The 13,828-nt window shown below is 62.4% G+C and carries 11 protein-coding genes; 6 read left to right on the top strand and 5 right to left on the bottom strand.

Going from position 1 to position 13,828, the window contains the following annotated elements:
* Positions 1-20 precede the first annotated feature (20 nt).
* The 6 genes from HV711_RS02170 to HV711_RS02145 all read left to right on the top strand — a co-directional run bounded on the left by HV711_RS02170 (position 21) and on the right by HV711_RS02145 (position 6,695).
* Positions 21-941, top strand: coding sequence for a hypothetical protein (locus tag HV711_RS02170; protein ID WP_035480658.1), 921 nt, complete (start codon positions 21-23; stop codon positions 939-941).
* Complete coding sequence (locus HV711_RS02165; protein WP_035480656.1) at positions 938-1,594, top strand: gluconate 2-dehydrogenase subunit 3 family protein; 657 nt, start codon at positions 938-940, stop codon at positions 1,592-1,594. Before HV711_RS02170 ends, HV711_RS02165 begins: the two co-directional genes overlap by 4 nt.
* A gap of 79 nt (positions 1,595-1,673) precedes the next feature.
* Complete coding sequence (locus tag HV711_RS02160) at positions 1,674-3,260, top strand: GMC family oxidoreductase (RefSeq protein ID WP_244142632.1); 1,587 nt, start codon at positions 1,674-1,676, stop codon at positions 3,258-3,260.
* Between the two features lie 205 nt (positions 3,261-3,465).
* Positions 3,466-4,470 carry an SDR family oxidoreductase gene (locus HV711_RS02155; RefSeq protein WP_035480653.1) on the top strand — a complete coding sequence of 335 codons (1,005 nt, stop codon included), beginning with the start codon at positions 3,466-3,468 and terminating at the stop codon, positions 4,468-4,470.
* The gene (locus HV711_RS02150) at positions 4,467-6,248 is read left to right on the top strand and encodes a glycoside hydrolase family 15 protein (RefSeq protein WP_035480652.1); all 1,782 of its coding nucleotides are present in this window, start codon (positions 4,467-4,469) and stop codon (positions 6,246-6,248) included. Before HV711_RS02155 ends, HV711_RS02150 begins: the two co-directional genes overlap by 4 nt.
* Positions 6,249-6,434: 186 nt before the next feature.
* Positions 6,435-6,695 (top strand): hypothetical protein, encoded by a 261-nt coding sequence (locus HV711_RS02145; RefSeq protein WP_175144969.1) that lies wholly within the window; start codon positions 6,435-6,437, stop codon positions 6,693-6,695.
* 10 nt (positions 6,696-6,705) lie between these two features.
* Here the strand turns inward: HV711_RS02145 and HV711_RS02140 are convergent, their stop codons facing one another.
* The 5 genes from HV711_RS02140 to HV711_RS02120 form a co-directional block, all read right to left on the bottom strand.
* On the bottom strand, positions 6,706-8,037 hold the full coding sequence (locus HV711_RS02140) for a c-type cytochrome (protein ID WP_035480649.1): 1,332 nt from the start codon (positions 8,035-8,037) through the stop codon (positions 6,706-6,708).
* A 2-nt stretch (positions 8,038-8,039) separates the two neighbouring features.
* Positions 8,040-8,516 carry a hypothetical protein gene (locus HV711_RS02135; RefSeq protein WP_014972078.1) on the bottom strand — a complete coding sequence of 159 codons (477 nt, stop codon included), beginning with the start codon at positions 8,514-8,516 and terminating at the stop codon, positions 8,040-8,042.
* Positions 8,516-11,116, bottom strand: coding sequence for a cytochrome c oxidase subunit I (gene ctaD / locus HV711_RS02130; protein ID WP_051224150.1), 2,601 nt, complete (start codon positions 11,114-11,116; stop codon positions 8,516-8,518). The genes HV711_RS02135 and ctaD overlap by 1 nt, the downstream gene beginning before the upstream one ends.
* 9 nt (positions 11,117-11,125) lie before the next feature.
* A complete protein-coding gene (gene coxB / locus HV711_RS02125) occupies positions 11,126-12,190 on the bottom strand; it encodes a cytochrome c oxidase subunit II (protein WP_035480646.1) in 1,065 nt (354 codons plus the stop codon).
* A 518-nt stretch (positions 12,191-12,708) separates the two neighbouring features.
* Entirely contained in the window at positions 12,709-13,422 is a 714-nt protein-coding gene (locus HV711_RS02120) for a DUF4396 domain-containing protein (RefSeq protein WP_035480645.1), read from the bottom strand.
* Positions 13,423-13,828 lie beyond the last annotated feature (406 nt).

Below are 13,828 nucleotides of genomic sequence, written 5' to 3'. Positions count from 1 at the left end.
AACACTCACGCTGAGGATCGATGAAGCAGATTACGACAAGCGATGCGGGCGCAATCGCCCTCGCCTGCGGACTCGCCGCCGGCGCCCTCGCGTTCTTCGCGAGCCGGCGCGACCGGCATGGCACGGCGGTTCAGACGCATATCGACACGGCGTGTACCTTCAACCGCAGTTCGGCCTTGCTGGCGCTGTCCGTGCTCGCCGACAGCGCGATGGAACACTACCGCGGCTCGTTCGACAACCCCGCGATGTACGCGCCGCTGATTGTTTCCTCTCTGTCGTTGCTCGCCGGCCTGCATGGCGGCTCGGACCGCGAGTCGGCTCGCCATCCGTTACGCAGTCCGATCTATCTCGGTGCGGCGTTGACCGGTGTGGCGGGCACGGGCTTTCACCTGTACAACATCACGAAGCGCCCCGGTGGATGGAGCTGGCCTAATCTTTTCTACGCCGCACCGATCGGTGCGCCAATGGCGCTGCTCCTGTCGGGCGCGCTCGGCGCAGTCGCCGAAAAGCTGCGCGAGCAGCCCGCGCGTGAGCCGCGGCTCTTTGGTCTGCCCGCCGGGCAAGCGCTCGCGCTCGTGACCAGTGCCGGCCTGGCCGGCACCGTGGGCGAAGTTGCGCTTCTGCATTTTCGCGGCGCGTTCCACAACCCGGTGATGTACGCGCCCATCCTCGTGCCCCCGGTCGCGTCGGCGCTGCTGCTCAATACTGCGCTCGCCGCGCCCCAGCCGCGATGGTTCTCGCGCGTCTGGCTACGCATTACGACCGCGCTCGGTTTCGCTGGTGTCGGCTTCCATGCGCGCGGGATCGCGCGCAATCAGGGCGGCTGGCGCAACTGGAGCCAGAATCTCTTCAACGGCCCGCCGTTGCCCGCGCCGCCGAGCTTTTCCGCGCTCGCGCTCGCGGGGTTGGCCGCGCTACGCCTGCGGGAGACAGAACGATGACCGACGTGCCACGCTCCCCCACGTATCCCGGCTACGACGTGCTCGACAAGCGAGATACGCCGTCATGGGACGACATCACGCGCAAGGTCATCGACGAACGACTCGCGACCCCATGCGAGCCACGCTTCCTGAATGCCGTCGAGTGGCGTGCGCTGTGCGTAGTGTGCGCGTGCATCGTGCCGCAGGATCCGCAGCGTCCACAAGTGCCGGCCGCTGCTCTGCTGGACGCCCGCCTGTTCGAAAATGGCCGCGACGGCTATCGCAATGCCTCCTTGCCGCCCATGCGCGACGCCTGGCGCATCGGCCTCGCAGCGATCGATGCCGAAAGCCGCGCCCGCCATGAACTGCCGTTTGCCAGCCTCGACGAGGCGGCACGCATCGCACTCCTCACCGATATGCAGCAAGGCAAGCTGGGCGGCGAAGCATGGCAGGGCATGCCACCGGCGCTCTTTTTCTCGAAGCGCGTGCTGCACGACATCTGCACCCTGTATTACGCGCATCCGCATGCGTGGAGCGAGATCGGCTTTGGGGGCCCCGCGAATCCGCGCGGCTACGTGCGCCTGTACTTCGACCGGCGCGATCCATGGGAAGCCGCGGAAGCAAAGGCCGGTCACGAGGACAAAGCCCGCAAGGAGAATGGCCGTGTCCGCTGAGAAGCACAAGGAGACGGGAGCGTCGCACGAAGACGCGCGCGAGGCCCCGCGCGGCAAGAACGGACGCGCGCCCGATGTGATGCGCCCCGGCGCATGGCTGCCGATGCGCGAATACAGGCAGGACGAGGCTGTCGACTTTGCGATAGTCGGCACCGGCGCAGGCGGCGGCACGCTGGCTTGCCGGCTCGCTGAGAAAGGCTTCAAGGTCGTCGCGCTCGATGCCGGCGCATGGTGGCGCCCGCTTGAAGAATTCGCGTCGGACGAAACGCATCAAAGCAAGCTGTACTGGACCGACGAGCGCCTCTGCGACGGCGACGATCCGCTGGAGCTCGGCAAGAATAACAGCGGCAAGGCAGTCGGCGGCAGCACGGTTCATTTCGCGATGGTGTCGCTGCGGTTTCGCCCGGAATGGTTCAAGTCCCGCACCTTGCTCGGTTACGGAGCGGACTGGCCGCTCGATTGGCGCGAGATGTGGCGCTACTACGGGGAAGTCGAGAACGCGCTGAAAATCGCCGGGCCTGTCAACTATCCGTGGGGGCCGAAACGCCCGCGCTATCCCTATCGGCCGCATGAGCCTAACGCCGCTGCACTGGTGCTGGCGCGCGGATGCGAAGCGCTCGGCATTCCGTGGACCACGACGCCGCTCGCGACCATTTCCGCGCCGCGCGGCGAGGCGCACCCCTGCGTCTATCGCGGCTTCTGCGTCACCGGCTGCGCGACTAACGCGAAGCAGAGCGCGCTCGTCACCTGGATTCCGCGCGCCGTGCGCGCGGGCGCTGAAATTCGCGATCTTGCGATGGTGGGCCGCGTCGTCATGGGCGACGACGGCCGCGCGAGCGGCGTCGAATATTTCCGCGAAGGACGCTGGCAATTCCAGCGCGCGCGCCATGTCGTGGTGGCGGGCTACGCGATCGAAACGCCGCGTTTGCTGCTCATGTCCGCGACTGACCGCTACCCAGACGGGCTCGCCAATAGCTCGGGCCTCGTCGGCAAGAACCTGATGGTGCAGAGCAACCAGGCAGTCTGGGCCACCATGGATGAAGAAATTCGCTGGTACAAGGGGCCGCCCTCGCTCGCACTCACGGAGCACTGGAATTACGAGGACCGAGGGAAGGACTTTTTTGGCGGCTATGCATTCATGAGCCAGGGACCGCTGCCGTCTGCATGGGCTGCCGTGCAGAATGGTCGCGGCCTGTGGGGCCGCGCGCTGATCGACGAGATGAAGAAATACAACCATCAGGCGGGCTTACGGATTGTCGGCGAGACGTTGCCGCAGGAGCGCAATCAGGTGACGCTCGCCGATGAAAAAGACGAGTACGGGCTGCCGGTTACCCGCGTCACGCATTCTTACTGCGACAACGATCGCCGTCTGATCGCGCATTCGCTGAAGTTTATGAGCACGGCAATGGAAGCGGCTGGCGGCCGGGATCTATGGATGCAGACCGACGACACCGCGCATCTTCACGGCACCGCGCGCATGGGCGACAGTGCGGCAACGAGCGTCGTGAATGCAGATTGCCGCAGTTGGGACATCGACAACCTGTGGATCTGCGACGGCTCGGTGTTCCCGACGGTAGGCGGCGTTAACCCGTCGCTGACCATTCAGGCAATCGCGCTCCGTACTGCCGACCGAATTGAGGCGCTCGCCGCTCGCGGGGAGATTTAGCATGGCGCCAAGGGAGTTCCAGCATCGCTTCGTCCACCAGGCGCGCATCGCGAACGAGCGGTACTTGCCTCGGCCTATCGATAGGCGCAACCGCTGCAGCCCACATTTTTCACGAGCGTGCACAGCAGTCCGCTCTGGCGTCGCTGAGAGCTCACCGAGCGGTGTCCGACAGCGCAACGATGTTCAGCTAGATAAGGCCAGCCCAATGTCCAAGATCGTGGTTATCACAGGTGCCGGCGCCGGGATAGGCCGTGCGACGGCCGAAGAATTCGCGCGGAATGGCTACCAGGTCGCGCTCATTTCGCGCGATCCTGAACGGCTCGATCACGCAGCGTCCGAACTCAGCAGCAAGCATGGCGTCCGGACGCTTGCGATCCCGACCGACGTCGCGGACGCGCAAGCCGTTGATGCTGCCGCCTCGCGCGTCGAAAAGACCCTCGGCGCCATCGACGTATGGGTGAACGTCGCGATGGCGACTGTCTTCGCGCCCGTTTCACTGCTCACAGCGGAAGAAATCGAGCGGGGCACAAAAGTAACGTACCTTGGGCAGGTGCATGGGATGATGGCGGCGCTGGCGCGTATGCGCACACGCAATCGGGGGACCATCGTGAATGTCGGCTCTGCACTGGGCTACCGTTCGGTGCCGCTTCAGTCGATCTACTGTGGCGCAAAGTTCGCGATCCGCGGATTCACGAACGCACTTCGGTCGGAGATCTTGCATGACCGACTGAAAATCCATTTGACGATGGTCGACTTGCCCGCGGTGAACACGCCGCAGTTCGATTGGTCGGCCAACAGAATGGGATATTGCGCGCGGCCTGTCGCGCCGGTTTATCAGCCAGAGGTTGCGGCTCGCGCGATATTCTATGCCGCGACACATCGGCGCCGTCAACTATGGGTGGGGTTCTCGACCGCCAAGGCGATACTTGCTGATCGCGTCGCGCCCGCACTCATCGATCGATATCTCGCGCGCTCCGGATATAGCGGGCAACTTACTGAGGACCCCCTGCCGCCAGGCGCGCCGAGCAACCTCTTTCAGCCGGTGTCTGGCGATTACGGCGCGCACGGACGGTTCGATAGCGAGGCGAGGGAGCGCAGTTGGTCGATGTTTGTGGACCGCCATCGACCAGCTTTGCTCGGGGTCCTGGGCGCGAGCGCGGTCGCCATAGCGGTGGCTGCCGTTGCGCGTCGACGGGACGCACCGCGATGAGCCGCGCCGCGATCGAAGACTATGCGCTGCTTGGCGACGGTGAGACGGCTGCGCTGGTGAGTCGGGACGGCTCCATAGACTGGCTGTGCTGGCCGCGTTTCGACGGCGCCGCCTGTTTTGCCGCGCTGCTCGGCACTGCCGAGAACGGCTGCTGGGCAATCGCGCCGGTCGACCGCGTCGCCCAGTTGCGGCGCCGCTACCAGCAAGACACGCTCATCATTGAAACTGACTTCGAATTGGACGACGGTGCAGTGCGGTTGATCGACTTTATGCCCGTGGGCGACGGACCAAGCTCGCTCGTGCGAATTGTAGTCGGACTGCGCGGCGTCGTAAGGATGCGGTCACAACTTCGACTACGTTTTGATTATGGCCTGTTATCGCCGTGGATCGAGCAAGTCAATGGGACGGTGCAGGCCCGCGTGGGGCCCGACCTTGTCGTATTGCATTCAGACGTCGGCCTCGACGTGAACAACAAGTCGGTCGACGCCGTTTTTGAGGTCGAAGCGGGAAAGCGGGTCGCGTTCTGCGCCAGCTACAGTCCTTCGCACGAGCCCGCACCCGGACCTCTCGACGCGGAATCCGCGCTGCTCGCTACGCAACGCCACTGGCGTGAGTGGATCGGCCAGTTTGACAACACAAGGACCGCGTGGCCGGACCAGGTCAGGCGTTCCCTGTTAACGCTCAAAGCGCTGATCTACCAGAAGACAGGCGCGATAGTCGCCGCGCCGACGACGTCCCTCCCGGAAGCTCCGGCTGGACAGCTCAACTGGGACTACCGCTATTGCTGGCTCCGCGATACGAGTTTCGCGTTAGTCGCATTGCTCAATGCTGGGCTCCATGAAGAGGCAATCGCGTGGCGCGACTGGTTGTTACTGGCAATTAGCGGTGCGCCCGAAAATATTCGCGTCATGTATCGCGTCGATGGCAACCGCCATCTGCATGAGCGGACTATCGACTGGCTGCAAGGCTACCGTTATGCAAGCCCGGTACGGGTCGGTAACGCGGCAGCGGCGCAGCATCAGGTCGACATCCTCGGAGAGATCATCGACTGCCTCTCCGTCGCGCGGCGTGCGGGATTGCCGTCGTCCAGTCACGAGGAGGAGATCGAAAGACTGATCGTCGCGCATGTCGAGACCGTATGGAACACGCGCGGAGCGGGCATCTGGGAGTCGCGCTCGGAACCTCGTCACTACACGTATTCTCGCGTCATGGCTTGGGTCGCCGTTGATCGATTCATCGCGCACCGTTCAGCCGGTGACAACGCGGCGTCACCGCTTGACGAGCGCCTGCGCGCTCTGCGGGAAACGATTCACGAAGAGGTCTGCCGCGAGGCCTGGAACGAAGGTCTCCGGACGTTCACGCAGTATTACGGCAGCGATACGCTCGATGCGAGCCTGCTGCTAATGCCGCTCATCGGCTTTTTACCAGTTGACGATCCCCGCATGGCATCGACTATCGAAGCCATTCGCCGCGAGTTGAACGACGACGGTCTGATCCGGCGTCGCAAGAAGGCGCCTGGCGCCCGGAACGAAGGAGTGTTTCTGGCCTGCTCCTGCTGGATGGCAGACTGCTTGCGTATGCAAGGCCGCGATTCGGAAGCACGCGAGCAGTTCGAGCGCGTGCTCACAGTGGCTAATGATCTCGGCCTCTTTTCCGAGCAGTACGATACGCAGCATCGCCAGATGGCCGGCAACTTCCCTCAGGCGCTAACGCACCTTGCGGTAGTCAACACGGCGCTGGGATTGTGCGGACCCACCTTGCAACGCGGCGGCGGGTAAACTGCCCAGACATGCACTTTCTTGCGGCGAGCCATCCCTGTCAGCGAGAGCCCTGCAATGTTTCGAGGAGCCCGACCGACGTATCGTCTGCTCCTGGTCCTCGGGGTTTCGTCAGTTATTGCCACTGCCTGCTCGCAGACAGATCGCCTCTTTTCCGGCCCGCCGATCTTCACCTTGCATTCGCACGTGTCCGTCGATTCGATTTACCAGTGCATTGCATCGAGATGGAGGACCGCGGCCCGCCACCTGCATTCGAGCTGCATCGGCGACACCATCGATTTGCAGGCGCAATCCTTTTATAGAGGCGTGAACATTGGCGTGAGACTGAAGAAGCGCTCCGGCACCACGGTAGTGGAGTACTTCGAGCGCCGCCTGACGGTTCCGCCCTACGCGGCCATGGTACGACATTGCGTGATGCCAGCCGCGACGCGCCTGTCACATCGCTGAAACGCTGCCGCTATTGGTGGATCTTTGCACGCAACCGCTCCACTTCACGATCGGAGACCGGCGCCGCGTGATTTCCCCACGTGTTGCGGATAAAGCTGACGACCTGAGCAATCTGTGCCGAGGTCAATTGCCCGTGAAAGCCCGGCATTTTCTGCGGCGCGGGGCCTGTGTCCGTCGTCGGGCTTTTGCTGCCTTCGATCACGATGCGCATGACGGAAGTCGGATCGGCCGCGAGTACAAGCGGATTTCCTGCAAGTGCCGCTACTTTGCCGGGCTGCCCTTGCCCATTCGCCTGATGGCAACGCGCACAGAACGATAGATAGATACCTGCCCCGTGACGCTCCGTTTCCCCGGTTTCAATGCTGCGCATGGTCAGCGTTCTGGCGTGCTCCGTGTTGGCGAAGGTGCCGTTCGTTTCATGCGGCGGCAGTGCTTTCAGATAGACGGCGATGGAGCGCAGGTCGTCGTCGGACAGGTACTGCGTGCTCTCGCCGACGACGGGCGCCATTGCACCGAATGCGATCGCACCGGCGCCGTGGCCCGTGCGCAGAAACTTGACAATGTCGTCCGTCGACCAGCGACCCAGACCGCTTGCGGGATCGCCCGTCAGATTGGGCGCGAGCCAATGATCGTTCACGCCGCCGGTCAGATACCAGCGCGAGCGTTCGCTGTAGCCGAGTTCGTTGTACGCGGGCCCGCGCGGCGTATGACATGCGCCGCAATGCCCGAGCCCTTGCACGAGGTACGCGCCGCGATTCCACTGTACGCTGCGCTTCGGATCGGGCACGTACTGATCCCGATTACCGACAATCAGTGTCCAGAAGAGCATGCCCCATCGGAGATTGAACGGAAACGGCAGGTGCGTCTCGGGCGCGCGCCTCGCCACCGGCATCACGCCATGCGTCAGATAGGCGTACAGCGCGGTGACGTCGTCGTCGGTCAGATTGGCGAACGAGGGGTACGGCATGGCGGGGTACAGTCGCTTGCCGTCGCGGCGTTTGCCGAAACGCATCGCATCGGAGAATTCGCGAAGGGTGTAGCGTCCAATGCCGTAGGTCGGGTCCGGCGTGATGTTGCTTGCGTAAATGGGCCCGAACGGAGAGTTGACCGGCATTCCGCCGCCGAGCGGCGAATGGTCCGCAGCATCGTGGCAGGCGCTGCAATCGCCCGCTTTGGCAAGGTACTCGCCGCGCGCGATGAGTTTCGGATCGCTCACGAGGGGCGACTGCGCCGTCACGTTATCAGGAATCTTGTCCGATTCGCCGCCGGAGCATCCGCCCAGCGCGACGACGATGGCAAGCAGGCATGCGGCAAGCCGGCTCATTCTTCGAGGGGTGTTCATAGTCAGTGCCATGGATCGCAGGAAGTGACAAAGACTTCAGCCAGAATCGTAAACCCCAGCCCGATGAAGAACCCCCAGCCAATCAATGAACTGCACACCGCGATGAAGCGCATGCGGGCCACCCGTTCTTCATCGCGCGAAGCCTTCTGCTGATCGCCGGCGTTTTCGCGGGCGGCTTTTATCCGCTTTTGCTTTCTTGCAATAAAAAGCAGACCGTGCGTTGCCAACGCGGCACACACGAGCGAAACAAGCACAGCCGCCGCGGAAATTCCATAAAGCAGTGCATGCAAATGAGCAAACAGCGGCCTCGCCCGTGGAGCCGATACGCCGTAGCACTCCTGGGCCGAAACGGTTTCCGAAATAATGACCTGCAGGAGCCACGCGCCGGGCGATAGAAAGAACCCGGCGCACGCACACAGCATCAGCCGCCGCCGTTCACCACTACTCAACCGGGCTTCGTTCTGCGGACGAGCTTCCATCAGTGGCCCCTCAGCCAGAACGGCGTGACATACAGCGACGTGAAAATGAAAATCCACACCACGTCGACGAAGTGCCAGTACAGGCCGCCGATCCGCATCGGTGCAGTGCGGTTCTCGTCGAAATAGCCAAGCGCGATCCATACGGCGAGTACAACGAGAATGACGAGGCCGACCACCACGTGGGCCATGTGAAAGCCCGTGATCGTGAAATAGAGGGACCCGTATAGATGGGCCGAAATGCCATACGGGTGATCGTGCCACTCCTTCATCTGGATACCCACGAACAGGCAGCCGAGCACGATAGCGACCAGCATCCATGCCAAGGCTCGCCACCTGCGGCTTTTTCTGAGCGTGCGCTCGGCGAGCCACGCGAACACGCTGCTCAGAATGAGAACCCCCGTACTGAGACCGCCGACACCGATCTTCGGCATGCCTTCCGGCGGCCACGCGAGCGTCGTCTGCGATTCAGAGTAAAAGTAACAGAAGATCAGATAGCCAAACAGACTGGCCTCAGTGAGCACGAGCGCGAGCACGCCCCACCATCCGCCCGAATGCTCGCCCGCGCTGCCAACCGGCAACAGGTTCTGCTTTTGTTCGTCATGTGCGGGCACGATCTGCTTCGGCGTCGGCGGCTCGCGCTGTGCGAGGGAACGCCGAGGCCACAGCCATGCAATCAGCGTAGCGCCGCACGCAACGAGTGCCACGGCGGTCAGCGTCGGCGAATGCAGCAGCATGGCAAAAAACATGAAAGCGGCGAAGAGCCCGAGAAAGAACGGCGACCACGCGTCTTCGGGCATCTTGAGGATGACATCCGCCTTGCCGCTTAACGGATTCACGCCGAGCGCCTCGCGCCCCTGATGCAGCAGATAGCCCGACTCAAGACTCGAACGACGACCTGACGGTTGCAGTCGGTCTTCCCACATCGGATGCCGGGACTCGATAACCGGCAGCACCGCGAAGTTGTAGGGCGGCGGCGGAGACGCGGTGGACCATTCCAGACCGGGTGCGTCCCATGGATTCGGCGGTGCTTGTCGTCCACGCTTCGCCGACATCAACGCATTGATCGCGAATAGCAGCACGCCCACGCCGAGCAGAAATGAACCAATGGTCGTAATGAGATTCGATGTGTCCCATCCCATTCCGTCGGGATAGGTGTACACGCGCCGCGGCATGCCGAGCAGGCCGGAAATATGCATCGGGAAAAAGCCCAGATTGAAACCGATGAACACGATCCAGAATGCGACCTTCCCCACTCGTTCGTTCATCAAACGCCCTGTGAATTTCGGAAACCAGTATGTGATGCCGCCCAACACGGGAAATACATTGATTCCCAGCAGTACATAGTGCAAATGCGCGACCACGAAGTAGGTCTCGTTGAGTTGCCAGTCGAGCGGCACCGCCGCGGTCATCACGCCCGACACCCCCCCCACCACGAACATCAACACGAAGCTCGCAAAGTAGAGGAACGGTACGGTAAATACCGGTCGCCCGGTCCAGATCGTCGCTATCCACGCGAAAACGGCCACCGCGCTCGGAATCGAGATCAACACGCTTGCCGCGCCGAAGAATGCGAGTGCCAGCGGCGGAATTCCCGTCGCGAACATGTGATGGATCCACACTTCGAAGCCGATGATCATCGTCGCGACCGTCGACATCGCGACTGCCGCGTAGGCGACGAGCGGCCGCCTGCAAAACGTGGGGAGCGCGTCGGAGACGATGCCCATCGCAGGAAGCACGACCACGTACACCCATGGGTGGGCGAACATCCAGAACAGGTGTTGCCAGAGCAGCGGCCGGCCGTCGCTCGCGACGTCAAAGAAGTGTGTGCCGATGTTACGGTCCATCCACAGCAGCAAAAACGCGAGACTGACCGCGGGCACCGCGAACAGGTTGGCAAACGATATGGTGAGCGTGCCCCAGACGATGATAGGCAAGCGGTCCACCGACATGCCGACTGCGCGCATCCGGAACAGCGTGACGACGAAGTTGACCGCACCGACGGTGGTGGAAATGCCGAGCAGCACCATACCGAGCGAATAGACGTCGATGTTCGGCCCGCGGTTGTATTCCAGCGACGCAAAGGGCACATAGTTGAACCAGCCCGCATTGGGGGCTTCGCCAAGCGGAAAACTGCTATACAGAAAGATGCCGGCGAATAGAAACACCCAGTAAGACAGCGCGTTCAGCCTCGGAAACGCCATGTCCCGCGATCCCAGCATGAGCGGCCACAGGAAGTTGGCGAAACCGCTCAATACGGGCAGCGCATACAGAAATATCATGGTGATGCCGTGCATCGTGAAGAGTTGCGCGTACTGCTCCGGCGTGAGTAAGGTCTCGTTCGGCTGGGCAAGCTGCAAGCGCATGACGAGCGCCTCGGCGCCTCCCATCAGCAGAAACACAAAGGCTGTCACTATGTAGCGCAGGCCGATTTTCTTGTGATCGACGGTCGTGAGGAAGCCGCGCCAGCCGGACTCGCCCTCCCAGATTTCGCGCAAGCGCTTCTCAGCCTCGGAGCCTTGCGGAACGCTTCCAAAGTCGGGCGCTCGTCGGAACGCCATCCGGCCCGGTTGCCCCACGCTTCGATCACCGGTCGTCGACATCGTCTTTCCTTACCTGAGAGTAGAGAGATAGGCGAAGAGGTCGCCCGCCTCCGCCGGTGATAGCTTCATGTCCGGCATCAGCGCACCCGGCTTGATCTCCTGCGTATGCTGGATCCAGTTCATCAGGTTCTCGGGCGAATTGACGAGCGTACCGGCCGCGAGAAGTCGGCGAGACATGACGTGCGTGAGATCCGGCGCCTGAACACCAGCGGCCTTGCTGCCCCGGACCGCATGGCAGCCCGAGCAGCGCTCTTCGAAGAGCTTCGCGCCCCGCGCCGCTCGCGCCGTGGCCGGCGCGGGAGCGGTCCGCTGCTGCGCTGAGTACCAACGCTCGAAATCCGCTTGCGGCTGCGCCAATACTTCGAAGGCCATGTGTGCGTGTTGCACGCCGCAATACTGCGTACACTGACCGCGGTAAATGCCTGGCTTGTCTGCCTGGATCCACTGACGGTTGACGACACCAGGAATGGTTTGTGTCTTTCCGGAAAGCTGGGGAACCCAGAAGGCATGGATGACATCGGCGCTTTTCAGCATCACCAGCACGGGCACCCCGGTTGGAATGTGGATCTCGTTCGCTGTACTGAACTGCTGATCACCGTCTCCATAGTCCACTTTCCACCACCAGTCGTAAGCCGTGACCGTGACGGTGAGCGCCGGCTCCCGCGGCGGGTCGGCGACCTGTGCAAGCACGACCAGCATATAAACCGCAATGGCGAGGAGCGCGACGGTAGAGAGCGCCGTCCCGACGTACACGAAGCGCAGCCCACCGCCCGAAGTGAGCGCCTCGTGATCCTGACGCCTGCGGCGGCGAAACAATGCAATGCCGAGCATCACGGCGATCACGATGCAGACGAAGCAGCAAACGGCAGCCAGCGCCCAGCCGAGGTGCAACACCGGCTTCGCGGCGGGGCCCACGCCGCGCAGAAAATAGGCAAGCGGTGGCGCGTCGTTCGCAGTGGAGCCCGTCGAAGACGCGACAACGGCATCTGCCCACGCGTACCGCACAGCCGGCAGCAGCGCGAGCGTCACTACCGCCTGCCCAGAGCGCAGCGAAAGTCGGCGCGCACGATTCACATCTTCTCCTTCAGGTAGGGCCGTATGCAGCGTGACGCATCTGCGTGGATTGACCGCATCGTGCGCGGGCCAAAGAACCGGTGCGGCAGTTAGAGTCAAAGCGGCCCTCCTGGCTGCCAATGCAGGCGAAAGCACAAATGGCAAGTGCGACGCGTTCATTTGCATTCATTTAAGAATGCAAATGCGCATACGGCTCGGCAGCTTTGCACTGCGGCGCCCTGCGCACGATGTACAAATGCCCTTCACCCCGAGCCCTGTGTGGCCGCGGCGAATCTCCGCGCAGCAAAGTACATTCCAAGTCGTAAGTCCATGGCGATGAGCGCGAGCGCCCTCTCATGCGGTTGTGCGCCACGGCGCTCCGGGCATATATGTCACGTCATGCCATTTTTTCAAACGGATTGTAATTAAAGCCCTCCGCGAGCGATGATGGTGGGTAGCCAGCCCGCATTCGGCTGACGCACCGCTTTAAGCGGCAGACGTAAGTCCGGGCCCATCGGATCTTGCGCCGCGTCATCGCCTCACATCTTTTCCTTCACGCCCGCGCGGATCAGCCACCAGTTGACCGGATAGCTGGTGGCAAAACCCGCCAGCATCGCAAGCTGCATTGCAAACCAGAACTCCGGGCTGTCGACCTTTGCGAGGCTGCCATAGCTCGACCTGAACCACGCAAACTGAATGACCGCCATCACCCCATACATGCCTATCTGCCATGCACTTATCGAGGCAATGTCGGCTTTAAGCGCGGCAACCACGCCTTGACGGACGGAAAGCTCGCGCATCGGCTTGATAGTAAAGTACTGAAATAGGACACCCAGAAGAAACGCTACGACGAAGTCGATGATCCAGACTGCAAATGTCTTCTCGGCGAAAAGCGTCTGCCAGCCGAACCACACTGCTACCTTCGGGAAGGCGAATGCCGTCCATTCGGCAATGATGTCGCCCAGGGTGCACCCGGCACCGCAGTGGCTAGTGCCTTTAAGCACCATGGGTGGAAAGGCTGGGTCGCTGGCCCTGTTTCCCGCCTCCGGTGCGTTACGGCCCCACGCATAGTAAGCAGCCAGCCAAAGAAGGGTGCCAAATAATGCGGTCAGGGGCCATACCAGATTCATCACCCACATTTTCTGTGGACAGCGGAATTCATCAACCGCGATGACAACGGCGCAGAGCGCGCCGAGCGCCAGCCACGCGATTGAAAGGCTGTGCAGCCAGACCGGAAACGTTCTATAGCTCATCGAACTGTCTCATGGGAACCAGGGGGGCGAGCTGCAAAAAGCCGAGCAACTCGAGACATCGTCGTCAGCAGCCGGTGTTCCTGTCCTCGGGGAAACCTTGCGGGACGACACAGGGCTCCTGCGTCGCAACGCGCACGCTGTCGTGCCCACAAACCGAAAACCTTTCGCCGTGGGGAGATTAGGGCGGCATGTCGAGACTGGCCCTCGTGGAAACGAGCACGGCCGCTCCGTTCATCGGTGGCCTTGACGCTGCGACTAAAAATGCGATTCTGGGCGAGAGTTGGTTTTCGAAAACCGGCGACAGTGGTGTGGCTTGCCGCTTCCATTGCGACGCGCGGGTGATGGGAGTCTCAGCGACTCTCGCGGTTGGCCCATGCCCGTCGGGCATGGTGCTTGCGCGACCTGA

Origin of the sequence: Paraburkholderia phenoliruptrix, from assembly GCF_902859825.1 — a bacterium.
Classification (GTDB): domain Bacteria; phylum Pseudomonadota; class Gammaproteobacteria; order Burkholderiales; family Burkholderiaceae; genus Paraburkholderia; species Paraburkholderia phenoliruptrix.
The sequence above is the reverse complement of the archived record's forward strand: the minus strand, read 5'-3'. Positions and strand labels throughout refer to the sequence as shown.

Bases quoted from the DNA above. Each gene is read 5' to 3' on its own strand.
- ctaD (WP_051224150.1), bottom strand. From the start codon at position 11,116: ATGTCGACGACCGGTGATCGAAGCGTGGGGCAACCGGGCCGGATGGCG.
- HV711_RS02170 (WP_035480658.1), top strand. From the start codon at position 21: ATGAAGCAGATTACGACAAGCGATGCGGGCGCAATCGCCCTCGCCTGC.
- HV711_RS02140 (WP_035480649.1), bottom strand. From the start codon at position 8,037: ATGAACACCCCTCGAAGAATGAGCCGGCTTGCCGCATGCCTGCTTGCC.
- HV711_RS02120 (WP_035480645.1), bottom strand. From the start codon at position 13,422: ATGAGCTATAGAACGTTTCCGGTCTGGCTGCACAGCCTTTCAATCGCG.
- HV711_RS02155 (WP_035480653.1), top strand. From the start codon at position 3,466: ATGTCCAAGATCGTGGTTATCACAGGTGCCGGCGCCGGGATAGGCCGT.
- HV711_RS02150 (WP_035480652.1), top strand. From the start codon at position 4,467: ATGAGCCGCGCCGCGATCGAAGACTATGCGCTGCTTGGCGACGGTGAG.
- HV711_RS02160 (WP_244142632.1), top strand. From the start codon at position 1,674: ATGCGCCCCGGCGCATGGCTGCCGATGCGCGAATACAGGCAGGACGAG.
- HV711_RS02165 (WP_035480656.1), top strand. From the start codon at position 938: ATGACCGACGTGCCACGCTCCCCCACGTATCCCGGCTACGACGTGCTC.
- HV711_RS02135 (WP_014972078.1), bottom strand. From the start codon at position 8,516: ATGGAAGCTCGTCCGCAGAACGAAGCCCGGTTGAGTAGTGGTGAACGG.